We start from the raw sequence: 21,196 nt of genomic DNA, 5'->3' as shown, positions 1-21,196 counted from the left end.
TCGACAGTATTTAATGCGTTCGTCATCCAGGCAAGACCGGAAGGTGAACGCGCTGCCCGGTGGCCGCGGCGGCGGCGACCGCGGACATCAGCTCGGTGTTGTGCCGGGCCAGCGCGAAATCCGGGACGGCGCGGGAGCCGGTGGCCAGGCCGGCGTACATCTCGGCCACGTTGATCGCGGGCCCGGTGACCGGCGCGACCGGCCGGTCCGGCGCCTCGAACGGGGCACTCGACGTCAAAGTCAGATCGCCGGCCTGAACGCCGAACAACGTGCCGCCGGTGAGGGTGAGCCACCCGTCGGTGCCGCGCAGCTCGAACCGGAAGGTGGCGTCCCCGGGTGCCACGCCGCCCAAGATGCCGGCGGTGAGCACCGCTCCCGTCGCGGTGCGGGCCAGGACGTCGACGTGGTCGGGAACCTCCCGCGTCGCCTTGTCCCCGGTGTCGGCCAGGGTGGGGTGCGGCCACAGCGTCTCGGCCCGCGCGTCGACCTCGGTGATCTCGCCCAGCACCGCCTCCACGATGTCGAGGGTGTGACCGGCCGTGACCGTGAGCAGGTTGGCTCCGGACGCGGCGCGCTCGAAATACTCGTACGGCGAGGCGGTGACCGGCCCGAACGCCGACGAGGTGGACACGACCCGGGCGGTCAGCGGCCGGCCGATGCCGCCCCCGGCGACCACCTGCGCGGCCCGGCGCACGGACGGGTTGAGCCGGCCCTGCAAGCCGATGGCGCTGGGCCGGGAGCCTGCGGCCGAAGCGAGCTTCCGGGTCTCGGCGGGCGACACCCCGAGCGGCGCCTCGCAGTAGACGATCTTGCCGGCGTCGAGGGCGGCCAGCACCAGGTCGTGATGGGCGGGGACCCGGACCGCGACCGTGACGACGTCCACGGCGTCGTCGCGCATCATCGCGTACGGGTCCGCGAACCACTTCCCGGCGCCGAACGCCGCCGCGGCCTGCCGGGCGCTCTGCTCGCGCCGGGTGGCCACCGCGGCCAGCGTGACGCCCGCAAGAGCCTGGATGGCCGGGATGTGGGACACCTGGGCCCAGCTGGCGCTGGTGTCCGCCCCGATGATGCCGACCCGCAGTTGTCTGCTTTCCATGGCGATCCCTCTTTCTCAGAACAGCTTGGTGGCGGTGATGCCGCCGTCAACGGCAACTTCGGCGCCGTGCGGGTAGGCGGCGCGGTCGGACACGATCCAGGCGACCTCGTGCGGTGTGCCGGCCCGGCCGGCCGGGGTTCCGGCGGTGACCGATGCCGTACGCGAATCGCTCATGGAGCTCAGTCAACGGACCCGGCGGTGCGGCAGCCAGGTCGAGCTGTCCCTGGTCACGGCGTGACCAGGTTCAAGGCGGAACGACCTCTTACGATGGCGAAGTGGCCACCCGCACCCCCAACGCCGCGCTGGGGTCCTTCCTGCGATCCCGTCGCGACCGGCTGACCCCGGCCCGGGCCGGCATCACGCCGTTCCCCGGGGCCCGGCGCGTCCCCGGTCTGCGCAAGGACGAGCTCGCCGTGCTGGCCGGGATCAGCCCCGACCACTACAGCCGCCTCGAACAGGGCCGGCAGACCACGCTGAGCGACGACATGTGCGACGCGCTGGCCCGGGCGCTACGCCTCGACGAGATCGAACGCCGGCACCTGCGGGCGCTGGCCAAGCCCGCGCCGCGCGGAGTCGCATGGGAACGCCCGCAACGCCCGGAGCCAGGGCTGCTGCGGGTCATGACCGCGCTCGACCACCTGCCGGCTCTGCTGCTCGGACGCCGGGCCGAGGTGCTGGCCCGCAACGCCTTGCTCGACACGGTGCTGGGCCAGACGTTCGAGCCGGGAGCGTCGTTCGTGCGGTGGCTGTTGCTCGACCCGGCCGCCCGCGAGCGGATCCTCAACTGGGAGGACTTCGCGCGGGCGGCGGTGGGCGGGCTGCGGTACGAGACCGGGCGGCATCCGCAGGACCGGAAACTGACCGAGCTCGTCGGCCAGCTGCGGGAGGGGGCACCGCAGGTCGCCGAGTGGTGGGACGACCACAGGGTCACCGACCAGTCGTCGGTCACCAAGCGCCTGGCCCACCCGGCGGCCGGACAGCTCGAGTTCGACATCGAAGCCGTCACGCTGCCGCACTGCCCCGACCAGCGCCTGGTGATCTACACCGTCGAGGTCGGCTCGCCTACCGCGCGCGTGCTTCCGCTGCTCAGCAGCTGGACCCCCGAGCCTCGACCCGGCGCCCAGCGAACCTGACGGCGTGCCGGGGGGCGCGGTGCGAGCGAGCTGCCTGCGGGCCAGGGTGCACACCAGGGCGTTGCCCTGGGGCGATCGGGGCCGGTCCGGGGCGAGCCTGTAGTCATGACAGTCAACTTCCGCTTCGAGGTCACCGTCCTGCCCGTGTCCGACGTCGACCGGGCCAAGGCCTTCTACGAGACCCTCGGTTGGCGTCTGGACGCCGACTTCCCGATCAACGACAACCTGCGGATCGTTCAGCTCACGCCGCCCGGCTCCAAAGCCTCGATCCAATTCGGTACGGGGCTGACCGCCGCACCCGCCGGCTCCTCCCAGGATCTGATACTCATCGTCGACGACATCGAAGCCGCCCGCGACGAGTTGCTGAGCCGGGGCGTCAAGGTCAGCGAGACCTGGCACGGACTGCGCGGTCTGGACACCAGCTCCCGCCAGCCCGGTCCCGATCCCGGCGGTCGCTCGTACGGCAGTTACGCGTCGTTCGCCGACCCGGACGGCAACGGCTGGCTGCTGCAGGAGATCACCGAGCGCCTCCCCAACCGCGACTGATCGACAGGAGTCTCTGGACGCCGTAGGGTGCAGGGTCGATGGGAGCGCTCCCATCGACCCGGCCTCATCCCCAGGGGGTTTCCCACCGTGCGCCACATCCTGAACCAGACCCACCCCACCTCCCCGGCCACCGCAGCCCTCCTCACGGTCGCGAGCCCGGTATCCCGGCCGCGTCCGGAACGGCGTACGGGAAGAACCGGCCGCATCGTGGGCGCCCTCGTAGTGGTGGGCATGCTTTCGAGCGCCGGCGCGTGTGGCACCGCTCAGCCGCCGCCGGGCACCGCGCAGGCTCCGTCCGCCGCGCGAGGTCCGTCCGCCGCGGCCGCCTCGACGCCGCCGGCCGCGATCCGCAACACCTGCGAGGCGCTGGGCCGGGCCTACCAGACCAACATGGCGCCCCTGGCCGAGTCGCTGACCAAGTTCGTGGCCGACCGCAAGACCATCGCCGCCGCGCAGCAGTCCCTCGCCGCGTTCGCCACCGCAGTCCAGGAGGCCACCGCGACCAGCGACGACGCCGACCTCAAGGCCGCCGGCAAGAAGGCCGCGACCCAGATGCACAGCAAGTCGACCGACGACAAGTTCTTCGGCGCCATCAAGACCTCGAAGGACATCGACAAGACCCTCGGCCCCACCCTGACCGGCTGGCTCTCCCCCGTGACCCGCCACTGCTCATAGATCAGGTCCGGGTCGTCGGCATGCGGCTCTTCATCGCGGTCGGCGGGACACCGTCGTGGCATCGATGGATCGGTCCATGGCGGCGATGTACTGGGTGAGCGCGTGGCAATGATGCTCCAGCAGCGCCATGCGCTCAGCCATCCGGTCGCGCTCCCGCACAAGCAACTCGCGCAGCTCAGGGTCGGGATCGGCGACAACGATCTCCTGCGGCTGGTTGAGACACGGCAGCATGTCACCGATGATGCGGGTGGGAATGCCGGAGTCGAGCAGACCGCGAATCTTCTTCACCCGATCCACCAGATACTCGTCGTACTCCCGGTAGCCGTTCTGCTGCCGCTGCGGCGTGATCAGCCCCTGCTCCTCGTAATAGCGCAGCATGCGCGTCGGGACCTCGGTGCGTTTCGCCAGCTCGCCGATCTTCATGACCACCTCCTGAGGCAACGTTACAGTGATGTCAAGGTTTGCTGGCTGTGAGGGACCACTCGTCGCTCAGAGTTGACATTCACATCGTGTGAAGGTTGCACGATCGTCGCATGTCTGGGACCAACAACCTCACCCGATGCCGCCCGCGAGCACGCCCATGAGCACCTCATCGGAATTCGACGTCGCCGCGCCGGCACCGACGGTCCACTCCGGCGATCGGCTCCCGCCGGGCGTCGCCCTGGTCATCGGGATCCTGATCGTCTCGACGTTCATCGTCTTCCTCAACGAGTTGCTCCTGGGAGTCGCGCTCCCGACGCTGATCGAGGACTTCGGGGTCACCCCGAGCACCGGGCAGTGGGTCACGACCGGCTTCCTGCTGACCATGGCAGTGCTGATCCCGGCCAGCAGTTTCGTGATGCGGCGCTTCCACCTGCGAACGGTCTTCCTGGTCGCGCTGTCACTGTTCATCGTCGGGACGACGCTCGCCGCGATCGCGCCGGCGTTCGGTGTCCTGGTGGCCGGCCGGGTCATTCAGGCGTTCGGCACCGCCGTCTTCCTGCCCCTGTTGATGACCACGACGATGCGCTTGGTCCCGGTCGGTCGCCGGGGCCGGATGATGGCGATCACGACGGCCGTCCCGGCCGTGGCGCCGGCGGTCGGGCCGGCGTTGTCCGGTCTCGTGCTGTCCACACTGAGCTGGCGCTGGCTGTTCATCCTGATGCTGCCGATCGCCATCGCGGCCCTGGCCCTGGGCGCGTGGAAGCTGCCCAACACCACCACCCCCGAGCCGGTGGCTCTGGACGTGCCGTCGCTGCTGCTGTCCGCGCTCGGGTTCGGAGGCTTGGTCTACGGACTCTCCCTGATCGGCGAGGCGTCCTCCGGGCACACCCCGATCTCGCCGTACCTGCCGGTCGCGGTGGGTCTGGCCGGCCTGCTGGCGTTCGTCCTGCGGCAGATTCCCCTGCAGCGTCGCGACAACGCGTTCCTGGACCTGCGGATCTTCCTCCGGAGGTCGTTCACGGCGCCGCTGCTGGTGATGCTCTTCGTCGCGGGCAACGGGATCGGCCTGCTGGTCGTGCTCCCGCTGGTGCTGACCAACGTCACCGGCCTCAGCACCCTGCAGCTCGGCCTCTTCCTGATCCCGGGCGGGGCGGCGATCTCGATCGTGGCCGCTGCGAGTGGCCGGGTGTACGACCGCTTCGGCCCACGCCCGTTGATGATCCCCGCTGCGGTCGTCTGGCTGGCCGTCCTGTGGTTCCTGAGCCGGGTGGACGAGAGCACGAGCGTGGTCACGCTGATCGTCGCGTGGCTGGTGTTCACCAGCGCGCAGGCCGCGATGTGGGCGACCCTCACGACGAGTGCGATGGGCGGCCTGCGCCCCCAGCTGTACCCGCACGGCGCCTCGGCCTTCGCCGCCGCGCAGCAGCTCGCCGGTGCCGCTTTCGGTGCGGTCTTCATCTCCGCCTACACCGTCGGCTCCGGTGCCCGGGACGCCGGCGTGCTCAGCATGCCCCAGGCCACGTCGGCCGGACACGCCGCCTTCCTGACCGCCTGGGTCATCGGCCTGCTCGTGCTGGTGGGCGCCTTCTTCGTCCGTCGGACACGCACATGAACGAAACACAGCACATCTCGCAGGAGGAGATCATGAAAATCGGCATCATGGGGGCCGGCAGCATCGGTGGCTTGCTGGGCCTGCGGCTGAGCGCCCACGGCCACCAGGTCAAGATCGCGAACTCTCGCGGGCCTGAGACGATCCCCGCCGAGGTCCTCGCCACCGGCGCCCGGGCGGTGCCGGCGGGCGAGGTCGCCGCGGACGTGGACGTCCTCATCACCTCGGTCCCCCTCATCCGGGTGCCCGGCCTCAAGCCGTTGCTGATCGACCTGCCGGTCGACGCCGTCGTCATCGACACCTCGAACTACTACCCGGCCCGCGACGGGCACATCGCGGCCCTCGATCGCGGGCAGGTGGAGAGCCGCTGGGTCGAGGAGCACCTCGGTCGCCACGTCGTCAAAGCGTGGAACGCCATCACGGCACAGTCCTTCGCCGCCCACGCCGGCCCGAGCGGTACCCCCGGCCGGATCGCGATCCCCGTCGCCGCCGACGATGACGACGACCGGGCCCTGGGCATGTCGCTGGTCGAGCAGACGGGCTTCGAGGGCTTCGACGCGGGCACCATCACCGACTCGTGGCGCCAGCAGCCAGGCAGCCCGGTCTACTGCACCGACCGCACCGCCGAGGAGATGCCCGGCGCACTCGGCGCGGCCGTCGCCGAACGCTCCCCGAAGCGCCGGGACCTGGCGATGCACGTCATCGCCGAGCTGATGGGCGACCCCACCAGCGAGCTCGGTGAGGACTTCCTGGTCCGGGTCAACCGACTCATCTACGGGTAGCTTTCGGTTGTCCACAGGCGGGTGCGTGCCAATCGGGTTACGGCGGCGTCGACCGGTCCGCGGCCGCGACCTCCGGAGTGTGCGGGTCAGTGCTCGAGGCGGCAGCGGCCGGCGGCGGCGACTTCTTCTCCGCGGCGGCCTCTTCTTCCAGCGCCGCCGCGCCCGCCTTGGTGCGCAGCGGGATCTCCGGCAGGAACAGGAAGACGAGCAGCCCGACAACCATGATCATTGAGGCGACCAGGAAGATCATGTCCATCGAGGTGGAGAAGCCGGCCTTGAACGGGTAGGCCAGGGCGGCGTTCACGTGGCTGAGGAACGACGTGTCGTTGACGGCCGACGAGTCCAGTCCGCCGCCCCGCAACGCCTCGATCACCGGCTGGTTGGCCGGGTCGGCGGCCACCGCCGGATCGTTGACGGCCTGCTGGAACGCCGGCCCGGCGGTCCGGAAGGCGGTCGTGATGTTGCCGCCCACCGTGGAGAACAGCAGCGACAGGAACAGCGCCGTGCCCGCCGTCGCGCCCATCTGGCGGAAGAATGTGGCCGACGACGTAGCCACGCCGATCTCCCGTGGTGACATCGCGTTCTGCACGGCCAGCGTGATGGGCTGCAGGATCAGGCCGAGCCCCAGCCCGAGGACGGCCATGAAGATCCCCGTACGCCAGAAGGCCGTCGACACGCCGACCGTGTGCAGCAGGAAGAGCCCGACCGCGGACAGCAACGCGCCCAGAACCGGGAAGATCTTGTAGCGGCCGGTGCGACTGATCATCTGACCGGCGACCACCGAGCCGATCATCAGGCCGGCCGTCAGCGGCAGCAGTTGCAGGCCGGATTCGGTCGGCGACGCACCCCGGACGATCTGCAGGTAGAGCGGCAGCACGGCCAGCCCGCCGAACATCCCCATGCCGACGATGAAGCCGCCGATCGCGGTGAGCCCGAACGTGCGGTTCTTGAAGAAGCGCAACGGGATCAGCGCGTCCTCACCCATCCGCCGCTCGGCCCACACGAACAGGGCCAGACCGAAGATCCCGAGCCCGTACGCGATGAGCGCCCGCGCCGAGCCCCAGCCCCACTCCCGGCCCTGCTCGGCCACCGTCAGCAGCGGCACCAGCCCGACGACCAGGGCCACCGCCCCCCACCAGTCGATGCGATGCGCGCGCCGCACCTGGTCGATGCGCAGCACCTTGGCCACCACGATCAGGGCCAGGATCCCGATCGGCACGTTCACCAGGAACACCCAGCGCCAGCCGGTGATCCCGAGGATGCTCGGCGCGCCCGCGAAGAACCCGCCGACGACCGGGCCGATCACGCTCGACGTGCCGAACACCGCGAGGAAGTAGCCCTGATAGCGGGCCCGCTCGCGGGGCGGCACGATGTCGCCGATGATGGCCAGCGCCAGCGAGAACAGACCGCCCGCGCCCAAGCCCTGGAAGGCCCGGAAGCCGGCCAGCTGATACATCGACGTGGCGAACGAGCTGGCCGCCGAGCCGACCACGAAGATGGCGATCGCGGCCAGGAAGAACTTCTTGCGGCCGTAGATGTCGGACAGCTTGCCGTAGAGCGGCGTCGAGATCGTCGCGGTGATCAGGTAGGCGGTGGTGACCCACGCTTGTGCGCTGAGCCCGTGCAGGTCGTCGCCGATCGTCCGGATCGCGGAGGCGACGATGGTCTGGTCGAGGGCGGCCAGGAACAGGCCGAGCAGCAGGCCCCCGAGGACCTGCAGCACCTGGCGATGCGTGAGCCCGGGCGGGCTGGTGGGTGCGGTGACGGCGCTCATGCCTCAGCATCTACCCCCGGATCGCCTTTCCTCCCGGAAAGAGGGACGACCGTCACGTGCGACGGCTGTCACGAACCGCTTACCGTTCCGCCATGCCGGCCGCGGGCCGGCTGGGGGTCAGTGTCACCCCCCGTACGGGAAGCGCTCTGAGCTACGCCGGCGAATATCCGGGGCGCGAACCGGGAGCGGGACCCCTACGATCGGGCGGATGAGCCCTCGGAGTCTTACCCAGGTCGAGGCCGAGCAGCGAGCGGCGCTCCTCGCCGTGGAGCGCTACGACATCTCGATCGACCTCACCGACCTGCCCACCGGCTCCGCCGTGGTCTGCGTCTCGACCATCACCTTCGGCTGCCGCGAGCCGGGGGCGTCGTCCTTCGTCGACTGTGTGGCTCCGGTCGTCTCCGCGACCCTCAACGGCGAGGAGCTGCCGCCGGCCGTCGACGGGCGCATTCCGCTGCCGGCGCTGGCCGAGCACAACACGCTGCGCGTCGAGACGGTTCAGGCCGACACCACGGACGGCCCGGCGGTGCACAAATCCGTCGATCTGACCGACGGTGAGGTGTATGTCTGGACCACCTTCGAGCCCGACGAGGCACGCTATCTGTTCGCCTGCTTCGACCAGCCCGACTTCAAGGTGCCGCACGCCTTCACCGTGACCGCGCCCGAGGCCTGGACGGTGACCTCCAACTGCGGCGACCCCCGGATCGACAACCTTTCCGGCGTACGTCGCTGGGCCTTCCCCGACACGCCCGCGCTGGCCACCTACAACACCGTCGTCAACGCGGGCCCGCTGCACGAGGTGCGGCGCGAGGCCGGTGGGCACGACCTCGGCCTGTTCTGCCGGCGCTCGCTGGCCCCGCTTCTCGACCGCGACGCCGACCACATCTTCGAGGTCACCGCGCAGGGGCTGGCGTTTTTCGGCGACGTCTTCGGCTTCTCGTTCCCGCAGCGCAAGTACGACCAGGTGTTCATGCCCGACTTGGGCGGCGCGATGGAGAACTGGGGCTGCGTGACCTGGGAGGACTCGTTCCTCGAGCGCGCCGAGCCGACCCCGGCCGAGCAGGAGACGCTGGCCCTGGTGCTGCTGCACGAGATGGCCCACATGTGGTTCGGCAATTTCGTGACGATGCGCTGGTGGGACGATCTGTGGCTGAACGAGGCGTTCGCCGAGTTCGCGTGCTACTGGGCAGCCTCCCGGGCCACCCGCTACACCGATGCCTGGGTCGGGATGCTCGCCGCCGACAAGCTCACGGCGTACCTGGCCGACCAGGGTCCGGTGTCGCACCCGATCCGCCAGCCGGTGCCCGATGTGGCCGAGGCCGCGTCCATCTTCGACTCGATCACCTATCCCAAGGGCGCCGCCGTGCTGCGGCAACTGATGACGTACGTGGGTGAGGAGCAGTTCGTCGCCGGGATGAAGACCTACTTCGCCCGGCACGCGTGGGGCAACACCACCCTGCAGGATCTGATCGACGCCCTGGCCGAGACGTCGGGCCGTGACCTGAACGCGTGGCGGGCCGGGTGGCTCGAGACCGCGGGCGTCGACCGGTTCACGCTCGCCGGGCTGACGCTGACCGGGCGCGGCCCGGCCGGTCCCCCGCGGCCGCAGGTGCTCGCGGTCGGGGCGTACGAGAAGGGGCCTGAGGGTCTGACCCGCACCGGACTGGCGCGCGTGGACGTGCAGGGGCCCGAGACCGCGGTGCCGCTGCCCGCCGGCGCCGGCCTCTATCTGGTCAACGACGACGACCTCACATTCGCCACGACCCGGCCCTCGGCGGCCGACCGCGAGACCCTGATCAACGACGCCGGTTCGCTGCCGTCAGCCGTGTCGCGCGGCGTCGCGGTGGCCACGGTGTGGGACATGCTGACCAACGGCGAGGCGACTCCGGCCGAGGCCGTGCGCTGTCTGACCTCGGTGCTGGCGGTCGAGACGTCGGACACGGTGATCGAGCCCTATCTGCGCCGGGCGGGCGACGCCGCGGAGTTCTGGGCCGGCGACAACGAGCGTCCGGCGCTGCTGGCTCAGGTCTACGCGACGTGCGCGCGGCTGGCCGAGCAGCCGGGCCGCCGCCAGGTCGCGCTGCGCGGGATGGCCCGCTCGGCACCCGATCTCGAGGCCGTGGAGCGCCTGCGGGAGGCGCCGGACGCCGACACCGACCTGCGCTGGCGCTGTCTGCTCCGCGCGGCCGAACTGGGCGGCGAGACCGACGCCGAGGTGCGCGACCTGCTCGAGCACGACCCCGATCCGGACGCGACGTTCCGGGCCCTGGCGGTGCGCGCGGCCCGGCCCGACGCCGGGGAGAAGGCCGCGGTGTGGCAGGCGCTGGCCGTCGACCGGTCGGTGCCGATCGGCTCGATGGGCGTGGTCGCCGGCGCTTTCTGGCGCCCCGGCCAGGACGACATCCTTTCCCCGTACGGCGAGAAGTACCTGGCCCTGCTGCCCGGCTTCACCCGGGGCGGGATGATCCCGTCGATGGTCTATTCCGGCCGCCTGCTGCCCCGGGTGGCGACCACCGCCGACTTCCCGGCCGAGGCTGAGAAGGCGGTGGCCGGTGCCGCCCCGGTGATCCGCCAGACCGTCCTGGAACACGCCGACCAGCTACGCCGGATGATCCGCGCCCGGGGCTGACCGCCGGACGACGAACGTGCACGGGGCCGGCCTTCCCCGTGCACGTGGCGGGCCTGCACGCCGTCCTCAGCGTCGATTTATCCCCTATGGCGTCACCGGCACACTCAGGAACCTCCCAGCCGGCAATCTCACGATGTTGATCGGATTTGTTGTAAAGTCCGTGCACACGCCGCGACGCAAGATCATTTCCTCATCCCCCGGTCGGTGCGTCTCGTGGCTGCCTTGACCAGGCGAACGCAAAACTCCAACTGTCGTAAAGCGTCTCCCGCGATTTCGCAGGTAAAGGACACGGGATCGGACGATGTTCAACAGCGCTGTCATGTTCGCCAAGCAGAACGCTCCGGAATCGGTGCGCGTGCTGGCCCGCCGCACCATGCTCGAGGCCTACAACGCCCGGCTGCGGGTCACCGTGCCCGTCACCACGCGCAGCGAGTTCCAGAACGTCTACCACTGCGCCGTCCGCAAGACCGCCAGCCAGTGGATCAAGGCGGTGTTCAGCGATCCCGTCGTCTACCGCCACTCCGGCCTGCTGACCTACGACCCGCGCTTCTACGGCTGGAAGCACCCGCACGTCGTCCCGCGCGGCCGCATCGGGCTGTCGATGTTCATCCCGCGGGCCCGGTTCGACAAAATGGCGAAACCCGAGAAATACCGAGCCTTCTTCGTCATGCGCGACCCGCGCGACATGGTGGTCTCGAGTTACTTCTCGACGCGCAACTCGCACGGGCCGATGGGCGACGTGCTCGAGCAGCGCCGGATGCTGCTCGAATTGCCGCGCAAGGAGGGCCTGCTCTGGCTGATCGACGACCTGGCCAAGAAGGGCCGGTTCAACGTGCTCCGGTCGTGGATCGACGTGCCGCCGTCGGACGAGGTGCGACTCGTGCGGTATGAAGACCTCACCGGCGAGGGCCAGGCCGACGAGATGGAGCAGTTGCTGAAGCACTGCGGCATCCACCTGCCCCCGGCCGAGCTGGCCCAGACGCTCGACAAATACAGCTTCGCCAAGATGAACGAGCGCCAGGGCACCGCCGCGGTCTCCCACTACCGCAAGGGCCAGGCCGGCGACTGGCAGAACCATTTCGACGACGACATCTACGAGGCCTTCACCAAGGCCACCGGCAACCTGGTCGAGCGTCTGGGCTATCCGTCCTACCAGGAGAAGTAACGCAGCCTCCATCAGCACCAGGTGAGGGTGGAATTGGTGCGAGTCACGTTGCTGATCGTGTTGTTGCTTCCCGTGCACGGGCTCCAGGTGACATTTGTGCCGGAGACCGACAGGTTCTGGAAACGGATGCCGGATGAGGGCGGAAAATCCGAGCGGGCGGCGATGCGGACCTCTCCCCCGCCGCTGATCGTGCCCGAGACGCCGGCGACGACGACGTTGTAGCAGTTCTCGATCAGCACGGAATTGTTGCCGGCGCCCGCGATGTCGACGCGGTCGATGGTGGCGCCGCCGCTCTCCGAGACACAGAAGACGCCCCGGCCGCCGCCGCGGGCCTTCACCGTTCCGACCCTGATGTTGCTGGGGTAGGCGTTGCCGACCCGGCCGTTGCGGTTGGCCATCCGGAAAGCCGCATAACCCGTTCCGGCGCCCGCGTTCTCGGCGTCGACGGTGCCGACCGTGGCGTTGATGGTCTGATTGAGCAGCAGACCCGACTCGCCGACGTTGCGGGCGGTCACCGTGCCGACCGTGAGGCCGTCCACGCCGTATGTCTCCATCGCGTGCGAGGAGGCTCCGGACACGTACACGGTGTCGACTTTGACGTTGCGGGTCCACTGGCTGGTGTCGCCGCGATTGTCGATTCGCACGCCCAGGCCGGCGCTGAGGCGCATGTCGATCTGACCGAGCCAGACGCTGGTGACGTTGCGCAGGAAGATGCCGTAGATCGGTGTGCCGGTGACGTTCAGATAGGGCACTTCGATGTTGCTGACCCCGCGCGCGTAAATGGGCGCGTAGTCACCGCTTCCCGATCCGGTCACATTGATCGTGCCGCAGACCGACAACGACGTGTACGACGCCAGCGAGATCCGGCTGCCCGCGGCCATCGATCCGTTGCCCCGCACCACGACTCGCTGCATGGACGCCCGGCCGGAAGTGAGGCTGCCGATGCCGGCCTGCACGGCAGCACGGAAATCGGTGCCACTGTAAACGCTCGCACCGGACGCATTGCGCGCCGTCCACGTGCTTCCGCTGGCGGTCACCTCGGATTGGAAGGTGCCCGATCCGCATCCGCTCGCGGAGCCGCCGCCGGTGCCGGCCTGCACCATCTGCCATTGCTGATTGGCGCCGTCCAGATCGCCGTACTGCGCGACGATCCCGCCGTCGGCGGTGGACCATTCCCAGGTTTCCACGGCCTTGCCGCTGTGCCGGTTGAGGAGCCGGACGTATCCGCCGGCCGAGTCCTTGAGGGTGAACTGCTGGCGGGTCGTGCCGTTGTCGGTGTTCTGGATGAGCTGGGTGCCGTCGGTGGCGTTGGGCAACTCGAGGAGCAATCCGCTGTGCCGACTCTTGATCTTGTAATAGCCGCCGCCGGCGTCGACGAACTGCCACTGTTGCCAGTTGCCGTCGTTGCGGGTGAACTGAGCGATGCCGGCGCCGGCGTTGGTGGCCAGGTCGAAGACGTCCATCGCCTTGCCGCTGTTGCGGTTGACCAGCACATACCAGGCGGAGGTGCTGACCGTCGCCGCCTCGGCCCGGGTGAGGCCGACGAGAGCGCCGGTCGTGGCGAGCACGGTGACGGCCAGGGCCGCGGTCCATCGTCGTCGGGACATCGCCGCTCCTTTGTTATCGTTCACATAGATAGGTGTCCATGAGTGTGGGACCGCTCCCAGAAGGTGTCAACCGAGCTTGGGGAAAAATGTCGTAGGCCCCCGCTACCTTCGGCGCCATCGAATCGCCTCTGAAGGGGATGGTGGCACGGATGCCGGCCGACACGACTTACCTCGAGCTCTCCGAAGACTCCGGCAGCGCCCACAAGTTCTACGAGGTGACGGTCGACGGCACCGACGTGACCGTCCGCTATGGACGCATCGGCGACCGTGGCCAGGTCAAGCAGTCCTCGTTCACCACCACCGACAAGGCGAAGACCGAGGCCGCCAAGAAGATCGGGGAGAAGGTCCGCAAGGGTTACGCGCCCGCGGTGCCCGGTGGCCGGGAGAGACGCTCGATCTCGCGCCGCCAGATCGTCAGCACCCGCTCGACGGCCAGCACCCGGGCCCCGATGCTCTGGCGCTACAAATCCGGCTCCCCCGCGTTCGGCATCTTCGTCGACGGCGACGTGTGCATGGTCGGCAACGAGAGCGGGCTGATCACCACGCTGAGCCACGACGCCGAGGTGGTCCAGCAGTTCCGGCTGCCCGACGGGGTGAAGTGCCTGGTCGCCGATGACGGCTGGATCTATGCGGGCTGCGACGACGGCAATGTGTACGACCTGTCGGGCAAGGTGCCCCGGCTGGCCTACCGCATCGCGCCCGACATCGACATCTACTGGCTCGACATCCACGACGGCGTGCTCGGGGTCTCGGATTCCGGTGGGGGCATCGCCGCGCTCGATCACGAGGACGAGTTCCTGTGGCGCCGTCAGGGTCACGGGTTCTCGGCCTGGATGGTGCGGTGCGACACCGACGCCGTGCACCACGGTCACTCCAACGGTGTCACCAGTTACGACTGGCGGACGGGACGCGAGCTGTGGAACACGAGGACCGGCCCGGTGCTGTTCGGGTGGCAGGAAAGCGACACCCTCTACGCCGGCACCGCGCGGCGGCAGGTGGTCGAGCTCGGCAAGGACGGGTCACACCGCCAGACGTATTCCTGTGACGCGCAGGTCTTCTCCTGTGCCACCGCCGAGGACGGCCGTTACGTGTTCGCCGGTGACAGCAGCTCGTCGATCTACTGCTTCGATGTGGACGGCACCCGGCTGTGGAAACTGGCCACGGGGTGCGGCTCGGCTTATTCGATGCAGTATCGCGACGAGAGCCTCTACATCGTCACCACCGACGGCTCCCTGGCCTGCATCGACGCCGGCGAGGCGGCGATCCGCTCGGCGGTCGGTGGCACGATCCCCGAGCCGATCGACGTGAAAGCGCCGCCGCGCATGCCCGCGGTCGTGCCGTCGACGACGGTCGAGGTTGTCCACGACGTCGCCGGTGGCGTGGTCGTCGAGTGCGTCGAGGAGGCCGGGCGGCTGCGCATCCGGGTTGTGTCGTCGGGTTACCACGGCGACTGGCAGGTGCAGTTCCCCAAGGGGATCCGCGAGCGCGGCAGCCGCTATGTGGTGACCGGTGTTCGCGAGGCGAGCCGGGGCGGCTTCTATCGCGCCTACGGCGACGTCCGGCGCCTGCTGTGACGGGACGTGGGCGTCCAGGCCCGGCCGGTTCGGCCGGGCCTGGACGGGGCCGGTCAGAGCGCGAGGCGCTGCCCGGGGTAGATCACGTTCGGGTTGTCGAGCGTGCTCTTGTTGAGCTGGTAGAGGGTCTTCCAGCCGCCCTTGACGTGGTTCTTGGCGGCGATCTTGGCCAGGGTGTCGCCGGAGCGGACGACGTAGTGCTTGCCGGTGGCCTTGACCGAGGACGCCTTCGTGGTCGCCTTCTTCGTGGTCGCCTTCTTCGCCGACGACTTGGTGACCGACTTGGCGCCGCTGGTGTTCTTCGCCTTGTAGGACTTGGTCGAGCCGGCCTTCTTGCCGCAGGTCGGCCAGGCACCGATGCCCTGGCCCTTCAGCACCTTCTCGGCGATCTTGATCTGCTCGGCGCGGGACGCCTTGTCGGCGGTCGAGGCGTATTTCGTGCCGCCGTAGGCCTTCCACGTGCTGCGGCTGAACTGCAGGCCGCCGTAATAGCCGTTGCCGGTGTTGATGCTCCAGTTGCCGCTGGACTCGCACTGGGCGATCGCGTCCCAGTTCACTGCCGCCTCGGCCGGGGAGGCCGGGCCCAGCAGGCCCACTGCGCCGGCGACACCGGCCGCGGTCAGACCGAGAGCGATCCGGGTCTTCTGTGCAAATGCCATGAGAGTGCTACCTCCACGCCTGCGAGGTGAGCTGTCGGGTTCGGGCTGAGGTGCCCGGCCGCGCGTGGCGGCTTCACCCCGAGGCGCGCATCAGCGCGCCGAGGAACATGTGGTTCCCCCGCTCCGTGCCTTGGGTTGGGTCCCGCCGGGCGGCGGCAGGATTCGGCGTTCCGCCCGGGGCGTCCACGAACGCGGACCGGCCGACGGTAACCACGGTCGCCCCCGTGCGGCCAAGCCTGAGGCCCCAAAGGTGAAAATGCTCTCAGCGACGAAGGAACCATCGAAGATCGGCCGGAGTCGGAGGAATGTGATCCGCCTCCTAATCGCTGCCGGCCTGGTCAGCGGCTTGCTGATGACCGCCGCCTGCGGCGGCCGGACCCCGCCCGGCGACGCTTCCCGCATCGACGCCGACCTGGTCGCCGCCCTTGTTCCGGCCGACGCCACGGCGGCGGCGAGGGCCGTCGACGACTTCGCCTTCGACCTCCTCGACGATCTTGCCTCACCTCGCGACAAAGCTGTTGAAACCGGACCTAACGTGATCACGTCGCCGCTTTCGGTGGCGGTGCTGCTCGCGATGATCTCGGCCGGCGCCGATGGGGACACGGCGGCCGAGATGGCCGACGTTCTGGGTCTGCGCGAGGGCGGCGATCCCCGGGTCGGCGCGCTCCTGCGGAAGCTCGCCGACACCGAGGACGTCACCCTGTCCGTGGCGAACGCGCTCTACAGCGACGGGCCGCTCGAGGACGACTACGTGAGCTTCGTCCGCCGCACCTTCGGCGCGACCCTGAAGGAGGCCGACCTCGGTTCGGCCGAGGCGGCCCGGGCGATCGACGACTGGGTCGGCGAGAACACGAACGGCCGCATCGACAAGATCGCCGCTGAACTCGGGCTGCCCGACCCGCAGGCCGTCCTGGTGCTGCTCAACACGGTCTACTTCCTCGGCGAGTGGACGACCAGCTTCGACGAGGACGACACCCGTCCGGCGCCGTTCACCACGCCGGGCGGCCCGGTCGACGTGCCGACGATGCACCTCACCGGGGAGAGCTTTCTTCATACGCAGCGTGACGGCTACCGGATGGTCCGCCTGCCCTACGGCGAGGACGGCCGCTTCGGCATGGAGATCGTCCTGCCCGAGCCGGGCGCGACAGGCGACATCGACGCCACCGAGTGGCACGCCGCCGTCGACAGCCTCGTCCCCACAAAGATCGACGAGCTGGCCCTGCCCCGTTTCGAGCTGCGCTGGTCGGCCGAGCTGAACGAACCGCTGGAACGCCTCGGCATGCCCACCGCGTTCCAACCGGAGCGTGCCGACTTCCGCCCGATGTCCCCGGCCGCCCCGGCGTTGAGCTCGGTCGTCCACAAGACGTACATCAAGGTCGACGAACGAGGCACGGAGGCCGCCGCCGTCACGGGCGGCGTGATGACCACGTCGGCCCTGGCGAACCCCATGGACTTCCGGGTCGACCGCCCGTTCCTGTTCACAATCTCCGACCGCGACACCGGCACCATCCTGTTCCTCGGCCGCGTCACCGACCCACGCTGAAGACGGCCCAATCCCAGACCATCGCCGAGCCGGCCCGACTCCCTGACCTGCGCCGAGCAGGGCCAGCCCCCTGACCCCGCCGAGTTAGGCCCACTCCCCGACCCGCGCCGACCTCCGCCGCGCTGCGCCCACTCCCTGGCACGCCGAGCTGGGCCCACTCCCCCGACCCACGCCGAGCTGGGCCCTCTTCCCCGACCCACGCCGAGCTGGGCCCACTCCCCCGGCCCACGCCGAGCTGGGCCCACTCCCTCGACCCACGCCGAGCTGGGCCGACTCCCTGACCCGCGCCGAGTAGAGCCAGCTCCCTAACCCCGCCGAGTTGCGCCCGCTGCCTCACCCGCGCCGAGCTGAGCCCGCTCCCTCACCCGCGCCGAGCTGGGCCCACTCCCCCGACCCACGCCGAGCTGGGCCGACTCCCTGACCCGCGCCGAGTAGAGCCAGCTCCCTAACCCCGCCGAGTTGCGCCCGCTGCCTCACCCGCGCCGAGCTGAGCCCACTCCCTCACCCGCGCCAAGCTGGGCCTACTTCCCGACCACTGCCGAGTTCAGCCAGCTCGCTCACCCGCGCCGAGCTGGGCTTACTCCCCCGACGCGTACCGGGTTGGGCCAGCTCCCTCACCGGCGCCGAGTTGGGCCACCTCGCCGGCCCCGCTGAGCAGCTAGCCGACCCGGACAAAGCGGACCGCAGCGGCCCACGAGACGGACTGAAAGAAGCTCCCGCGCCCGCGAGGTGGGTGGGGAGGAGTCCGACGGCGGCCGGGAAGAAAGGTGGTGCGGTCAGGACAGGGCGTCGTTGACGGTGGGGTGCAGGGTGAGCATGCGGTCGAGGTTGACTACCCCGATCACGGCGGAGACCGGTGGGGTGGCGCCGGCCAGGCGCAGGGAGGCGCCCTCGGAGTCGGCCAGGCGGTGCAGGTGGACGAAGACGCGCAGGCCGCTGGAGTCGCAGAATGTCAGGCCGTGCAGATCGAGCACCAGGCGCTCGGCCCCGGACCTCAGCGCCGCCTCACCTGCCTGCTCGAGCTCGTGCACGCTGTCACGGTCGAGCTCGCCACTCACGGTGAGCACGGTCACCCGGCCGTCCGGGTTACTCGCGGTCACTGTCAGCTGTTCCGTCATGGCGCCTCGTCTCCGTCCGGCTGCGCTGCCGTCGGCACTGTATTCAACGCAGCGGCCGACGACCACTCCACCAGCAGGAGTGTCGCGTCGTCGGTGGATGGGCCGCCCTGGTGCCGCAGCACCGCTTGGGCCAGCCGGCGCAGTGTCTCGGGTGCGGGGAGACCGGCCGCCGCGTTGCGTTCCACCAGGTCGACCATGCGCTCGACACCGAATCGGTCGCCCGACGGCGTCCGCGCCTCGGTCACGCCGTCGGTGTAGAGCAACAGCCGATCGTCCGGCTCGAACGTCTCCTCCCCCACCTCGGCTCCCGGGTCACCCAGACCCAGCGGCAGGCGGCGCCCGCCCCCGAGCTCGCGCACCGCGCGGCCGCCGCGGAGCACGATCGGTGCCGGATGCCCGGCGTTGATGTAGCGCACCCGCCCGGTGTCGAGGTGCAACTCGGCCAGCACGGCGGTGGCGAAGCGGCTGTCGCGGAACTGCTCGGTCAGCGCCGTGTCGACCGCCCGCGCCTGGTCGATGAGCCCGCCGCCGGCCCGCCGGGTCGCCCGCATCGCGGCCAGTGCGACCGCGCACGTCAGCCCGGCCTCCAGCCCGCGTCCGGCCGCGTCGAGCACCACCAGGCGCATGACCTCGTCGTCGACGGCGTAGTCGAAGCCGTCGCCGCCCACGTCGTAGCAGGGTTGCAGGATCGCGCTGAGCACAGCCCGGTCGAAGCTGACGGTGAGCGGCGGCAGCATCGACCACAACAGTTCGGCCGCCGTCGACATCGGCTGCGACCGGCCGGCTCGTTCCAGCTGGTCCCCGCGCTCATTGGTGCTGGCCACGAGGTGCCCGACCAGCCCGGCGAACAGCTCGCACCGCTCCCGGAACCCGGCCTCCCGGGTGTCAACGTCCGCGTCAGCCACGATCTCGAGCACCCCGAGCCGGTCGGTGCCGTCCAGCATCGGGAACCACCATCGCCGGGCCGCCTCGTCGCCGGCGGGCGCCGACCGGACGCGGGTGAACACGCGACCGGCCAGAGTTCCCTCCACCGGCAGGGCGTCCGGCGCCGGACCCGCCTGCGGCAGCGGGGTCAGCGACGTCTGCTCGTAGTTGATGACCCAGATCCGGGTCCGCAGCCCCAGCCTCGCCATCACCTCGTCCAGCGCCGGGGCGACTCCTTCGGGGCGCCACAGATGGGACCCGGCCAGAAACTCCCGCATCGCGTCGAACCAACGCAGGTCGGTCGCTCGATCCATGAACTCACCCTAATCCCGCAACCACCCCGGACCAGCCAGGCCGCGATCCACCCCCACGAGCCGTTTCCCGTACGCAGCGACAGGCCGGCCGAATCAGAAGTCAGCCCCATAGCCACCAGGCCTGTCCCGCACGCGATGACGGGCCCGCCAAGCCGAGGATCAGCACCCACAGCGACCAGGCCTTCCCGTACGCGATAACGGGCCGGCCAAGCCGAGATCAGCACCCACAGCCACCCAAACCTTTCCCGTACGCAATGACGAGCGCACCACGAGCACCCACAGTCACCGGGCATCTCCATACCCGACGACTGGCCGACCAAGCCGGGAATCAGCACGCCGGAGCCGCCAGACGATTCCCATGAGGGGCGACGGCCCGCCTGCCTGAGCCGGGCACCACCTCCTGGACCGCCGACCGCGGTGCCCGCCCGAAGGACGAACACCGCGGTATGGGTCACACCAACCCGAGAGGCAGGCACCCCACCGGCGCCACAGCAGCCGTCACAGCCACCACGGCCCGAGGCACAGCCACCCGCACGCAGCCGCCACGGCTGAGGCACAGCCACCATCAAGCAGCCACCACGGCCCGAGCCACCGCCACCCGCATGCGGCCACCGCGGCCGGAGGCACAGCCACCGGCGAGCGGTCGCCGCCGGCGGGCTTACAGGGAGAGCGTCCAGCCGGTCACGGTGCCGGTGCCGGCTGAGGCGGCGTCCTGCACCCGCAGGGTCCAGGTGCCATTCGCGGTCTTGGCGGCCAGGTGCCCGTGCCGTCGCCGTAGGTCATCTGGGCGCCGTCCCCGAACGCGTTCACATAGCTGCTCCCGTAGTGCACTCGCGACGGCACACCGCGCCCGTCGCCGAAGATGCCGTTGCGGCCGTGCACGTCCCGGAAGTAGTCGAAGGTGACCGCGGCCCGAAGTGCGCGTCGACCGCGGCCGACTGCCGGTCGGTGGCGGCCCCGCTGCCGCACTGGTTGTCGGCGTCGGTGAACGACGGCTCGGTGCCCAGGCTGAGCGGCCTGATCAGACCGGCCGAGGCCCCCGGCGTACGTGCCGTCGGTCTTCGTCCGGATGACCAGGTCACCGCCCGCGACGCGCAGGCCGTCGTAGGTGCGCGTGTAGCGGACGGTTCCCTTCTTGCTGCTGTGGACCGGCCTTCACCGCACGACGGTGACCGGACACTTCGCGTACGCGGCGACGTGCTGGCTGACCGAGCCGAGCACCAGCCCGGAGAAGCCGCCGTGACCGCGATGCCCGACCACCAGCAGGTCGGCACCCCCGGACTCGTCGATCAGCACCTTGGCCGGCCGGCCCTGCCGTACGTGAGCCTTGACCGGCACCGGCGGGCTCTCGCCGAGCTCCTCCTTGATCACCTGGAGCAGCTCCTCAGTCGTGGTCTGGCTCGGCTCGGGCACCATCCGCTCGGACACGCTCACGCTGCCGGCCGGCGGCAGCAGGGTGTGTTCCCAGACGTTGAGCACGAGCAGCTCGGCACCGTGATCCGCGGCCTCGGCCGCCGCCCAGGTCAAAGCCTTGCGGCTGCCGGGTGACCCGTCGACGCCGACCACGATGGTCGTCCATCCGCTCATGGCGTCACCTCCGTTGCTGATTACAGGACGCCGGCCCG

Annotated in this window: 19 protein-coding genes, 1 pseudogene and 1 riboswitch; of the genes and pseudogenes, 9 read left to right on the top strand and 11 right to left on the bottom strand. The window is 70.0% G+C overall.

The annotated features are described in order from the left end of the window. Window positions 1-22 precede the first annotated feature (22 nt). Together NAG42_RS26770 and NAG42_RS26765 are read right to left on the bottom strand one after the other, a co-directional pair. Window positions 23-1,096: a Gfo/Idh/MocA family protein gene (locus NAG42_RS26770; RefSeq protein ID WP_250034240.1), complete on the bottom strand. Its 1,074-nt coding sequence runs from the start codon at window positions 1,094-1,096 to the stop codon at window positions 23-25. Between the two features lie 15 nt (window positions 1,097-1,111). Next, window positions 1,112-1,270, bottom strand: coding sequence for a hypothetical protein (locus NAG42_RS26765; protein WP_250034238.1), 159 nt, complete (start codon window positions 1,268-1,270; stop codon window positions 1,112-1,114). Window positions 1,271-1,371: 101 nt separating this feature from the next. Between NAG42_RS26765 and NAG42_RS26760 the strand changes: the two genes are divergently transcribed. The 3 genes from NAG42_RS26760 to NAG42_RS26750 all read left to right on the top strand — a co-directional run bounded on the left by NAG42_RS26760 (window position 1,372) and on the right by NAG42_RS26750 (window position 3,450). Further along, window positions 1,372-2,229, top strand: coding sequence for a helix-turn-helix transcriptional regulator (locus tag NAG42_RS26760; RefSeq protein ID WP_250034237.1), 858 nt, complete (start codon window positions 1,372-1,374; stop codon window positions 2,227-2,229). A 105-nt stretch (window positions 2,230-2,334) separates the two neighbouring features. Beyond that, complete coding sequence (locus NAG42_RS26755) at window positions 2,335-2,775, top strand: VOC family protein (RefSeq protein ID WP_250034236.1); 441 nt, start codon at window positions 2,335-2,337, stop codon at window positions 2,773-2,775. An 87-nt stretch (window positions 2,776-2,862) separates the two neighbouring features. After that, the gene (locus tag NAG42_RS26750; RefSeq protein WP_250034234.1) at window positions 2,863-3,450 is read left to right on the top strand and encodes a hypothetical protein; all 588 of its coding nucleotides are present in this window, start codon (window positions 2,863-2,865) and stop codon (window positions 3,448-3,450) included. Between the two features lie 30 nt (window positions 3,451-3,480). Here the strand turns inward: NAG42_RS26750 and NAG42_RS26745 are convergent, their stop codons facing one another. Continuing rightward, a complete protein-coding gene (locus NAG42_RS26745; RefSeq protein ID WP_250034233.1) occupies window positions 3,481-3,873 on the bottom strand; it encodes a MerR family transcriptional regulator in 393 nt (130 codons plus the stop codon). A gap of 157 nt (window positions 3,874-4,030) precedes the next feature. Here NAG42_RS26745 and NAG42_RS26740 point away from each other — a divergent pair, with 157 nt between their 5' ends. Both NAG42_RS26740 and NAG42_RS26735 read left to right on the top strand, forming a co-directional pair. Continuing rightward, window positions 4,031-5,485: an MFS transporter gene (locus NAG42_RS26740; protein WP_250034231.1), complete on the top strand. Its 1,455-nt coding sequence runs from the start codon at window positions 4,031-4,033 to the stop codon at window positions 5,483-5,485. Continuing rightward, on the top strand, window positions 5,482-6,264 hold the full coding sequence (locus NAG42_RS26735) for an NADPH-dependent F420 reductase (RefSeq protein ID WP_250034229.1): 783 nt from the start codon (window positions 5,482-5,484) through the stop codon (window positions 6,262-6,264). Before NAG42_RS26740 ends, NAG42_RS26735 begins: the two co-directional genes overlap by 4 nt. A 37-nt stretch (window positions 6,265-6,301) precedes the next feature. Here the strand turns inward: NAG42_RS26735 and NAG42_RS26730 are convergent, their stop codons facing one another. Then, window positions 6,302-8,038: an MDR family MFS transporter gene (locus NAG42_RS26730; protein ID WP_250034227.1), complete on the bottom strand. Its 1,737-nt coding sequence runs from the start codon at window positions 8,036-8,038 to the stop codon at window positions 6,302-6,304. Between the two features lie 208 nt (window positions 8,039-8,246). Between NAG42_RS26730 and pepN the strand changes: the two genes are divergently transcribed. Then, on the top strand, window positions 8,247-10,667 hold the full coding sequence (gene pepN, locus NAG42_RS26725; RefSeq protein ID WP_250034225.1) for an aminopeptidase N: 2,421 nt from the start codon (window positions 8,247-8,249) through the stop codon (window positions 10,665-10,667). A 301-nt stretch (window positions 10,668-10,968) separates the two neighbouring features. Next, window positions 10,969-11,832 carry a sulfotransferase domain-containing protein gene (locus tag NAG42_RS26720; RefSeq protein WP_250034224.1) on the top strand — a complete coding sequence of 288 codons (864 nt, stop codon included), beginning with the start codon at window positions 10,969-10,971 and terminating at the stop codon, window positions 11,830-11,832. Window positions 11,833-11,843: 11 nt separating this feature from the next. On the opposite strand, the gene NAG42_RS26715 is transcribed toward NAG42_RS26720, so the two are convergent. After that, window positions 11,844-13,439, bottom strand: coding sequence for an RICIN domain-containing protein (locus NAG42_RS26715; protein WP_250034222.1), 1,596 nt, complete (start codon window positions 13,437-13,439; stop codon window positions 11,844-11,846). A 149-nt stretch (window positions 13,440-13,588) separates the two neighbouring features. Here NAG42_RS26715 and NAG42_RS26710 point away from each other — a divergent pair, with 149 nt between their 5' ends. Then, on the top strand, window positions 13,589-15,013 hold the full coding sequence (locus NAG42_RS26710; protein WP_250034221.1) for a WGR domain-containing protein: 1,425 nt from the start codon (window positions 13,589-13,591) through the stop codon (window positions 15,011-15,013). Between the two features lie 53 nt (window positions 15,014-15,066). Here NAG42_RS26710 and NAG42_RS26705 read toward each other — a convergent pair whose 3' ends face one another. Then, window positions 15,067-15,672, bottom strand: coding sequence for a LysM peptidoglycan-binding domain-containing protein (locus NAG42_RS26705; protein ID WP_250034219.1), 606 nt, complete (start codon window positions 15,670-15,672; stop codon window positions 15,067-15,069). Between the two features lie 2 nt (window positions 15,673-15,674). Continuing rightward, window positions 15,675-15,850: riboswitch (cyclic di-AMP (ydaO/yuaA leader) on the bottom strand. A gap of 129 nt (window positions 15,851-15,979) precedes the next feature. On the opposite strand from NAG42_RS26705, the gene NAG42_RS26700 reads away from it, so the two are divergent. After that, window positions 15,980-17,215, top strand: coding sequence for a serpin family protein (locus NAG42_RS26700; protein ID WP_250034218.1), 1,236 nt, complete (start codon window positions 15,980-15,982; stop codon window positions 17,213-17,215). A gap of 776 nt (window positions 17,216-17,991) precedes the next feature. Here NAG42_RS26700 and NAG42_RS26695 read toward each other — a convergent pair. The 5 genes and pseudogenes from NAG42_RS26695 to NAG42_RS26675 form a co-directional block, all read right to left on the bottom strand. After that, complete coding sequence (locus NAG42_RS26695; RefSeq protein WP_250034216.1) at window positions 17,992-18,333, bottom strand: STAS domain-containing protein; 342 nt, start codon at window positions 18,331-18,333, stop codon at window positions 17,992-17,994. Further along, complete coding sequence (locus NAG42_RS26690) at window positions 18,330-19,571, bottom strand: PP2C family protein-serine/threonine phosphatase (RefSeq protein ID WP_250034208.1); 1,242 nt, start codon at window positions 19,569-19,571, stop codon at window positions 18,330-18,332. Before NAG42_RS26690 ends, NAG42_RS26695 begins: the two co-directional genes overlap by 4 nt. 658 nt (window positions 19,572-20,229) lie before the next feature. Beyond that, window positions 20,230-20,289: a hypothetical protein gene (locus NAG42_RS26685; protein ID WP_250034545.1), complete on the bottom strand. Its 60-nt coding sequence runs from the start codon at window positions 20,287-20,289 to the stop codon at window positions 20,230-20,232. A gap of 98 nt (window positions 20,290-20,387) precedes the next feature. Further along, a pseudogene (locus tag NAG42_RS45550) lies at window positions 20,388-20,669 on the bottom strand (hypothetical protein); the annotation flags it as partial. Window positions 20,670-20,726: 57 nt separating this feature from the next. Then, on the bottom strand, window positions 20,727-21,158 hold the full coding sequence (locus NAG42_RS26675) for a universal stress protein (RefSeq protein ID WP_250034206.1): 432 nt from the start codon (window positions 21,156-21,158) through the stop codon (window positions 20,727-20,729). Window positions 21,159-21,196: the final 38 nt, after the last annotated feature.

This window comes from Paractinoplanes maris, assembly GCF_023544465.1.
Classification (GTDB): domain Bacteria; phylum Actinomycetota; class Actinomycetes; order Mycobacteriales; family Micromonosporaceae; genus Actinoplanes; species Actinoplanes maris.
This window is presented reverse-complemented; position numbering and strand designations above follow the sequence as displayed.

What these genes read in the sequence shown, in the direction of transcription:
- NAG42_RS26770 (WP_250034240.1), bottom strand. Translation starts at nt 1,096, where the DNA reads ATGGAAAGCAGACAACTGCGGGTCGGCATCATCGGGGCGGACACCAGC.
- NAG42_RS26765 (WP_250034238.1), bottom strand. Translation starts at nt 1,270, where the DNA reads ATGAGCGATTCGCGTACGGCATCGGTCACCGCCGGAACCCCGGCCGGC.
- NAG42_RS26755 (WP_250034236.1), top strand. Translation starts at nt 2,335, where the DNA reads ATGACAGTCAACTTCCGCTTCGAGGTCACCGTCCTGCCCGTGTCCGAC.
- NAG42_RS26745 (WP_250034233.1), bottom strand. Translation starts at nt 3,873, where the DNA reads ATGAAGATCGGCGAGCTGGCGAAACGCACCGAGGTCCCGACGCGCATG.
- NAG42_RS26740 (WP_250034231.1), top strand. Translation starts at nt 4,031, where the DNA reads ATGAGCACCTCATCGGAATTCGACGTCGCCGCGCCGGCACCGACGGTC.
- NAG42_RS26735 (WP_250034229.1), top strand. Translation starts at nt 5,482, where the DNA reads ATGAACGAAACACAGCACATCTCGCAGGAGGAGATCATGAAAATCGGC.
- NAG42_RS26730 (WP_250034227.1), bottom strand. Translation starts at nt 8,038, where the DNA reads ATGAGCGCCGTCACCGCACCCACCAGCCCGCCCGGGCTCACGCATCGC.
- pepN (WP_250034225.1), top strand. Translation starts at nt 8,247, where the DNA reads ATGAGCCCTCGGAGTCTTACCCAGGTCGAGGCCGAGCAGCGAGCGGCG.
- NAG42_RS26720 (WP_250034224.1), top strand. Translation starts at nt 10,969, where the DNA reads ATGTTCAACAGCGCTGTCATGTTCGCCAAGCAGAACGCTCCGGAATCG.
- NAG42_RS26715 (WP_250034222.1), bottom strand. Translation starts at nt 13,439, where the DNA reads ATGTCCCGACGACGATGGACCGCGGCCCTGGCCGTCACCGTGCTCGCC.
- NAG42_RS26710 (WP_250034221.1), top strand. Translation starts at nt 13,589, where the DNA reads ATGCCGGCCGACACGACTTACCTCGAGCTCTCCGAAGACTCCGGCAGC.
- NAG42_RS26705 (WP_250034219.1), bottom strand. Translation starts at nt 15,672, where the DNA reads ATGGCATTTGCACAGAAGACCCGGATCGCTCTCGGTCTGACCGCGGCC.
- NAG42_RS26695 (WP_250034216.1), bottom strand. Translation starts at nt 18,333, where the DNA reads ATGACGGAACAGCTGACAGTGACCGCGAGTAACCCGGACGGCCGGGTG.
- NAG42_RS26690 (WP_250034208.1), bottom strand. Translation starts at nt 19,571, where the DNA reads ATGGATCGAGCGACCGACCTGCGTTGGTTCGACGCGATGCGGGAGTTT.
- NAG42_RS26675 (WP_250034206.1), bottom strand. Translation starts at nt 21,158, where the DNA reads ATGAGCGGATGGACGACCATCGTGGTCGGCGTCGACGGGTCACCCGGC.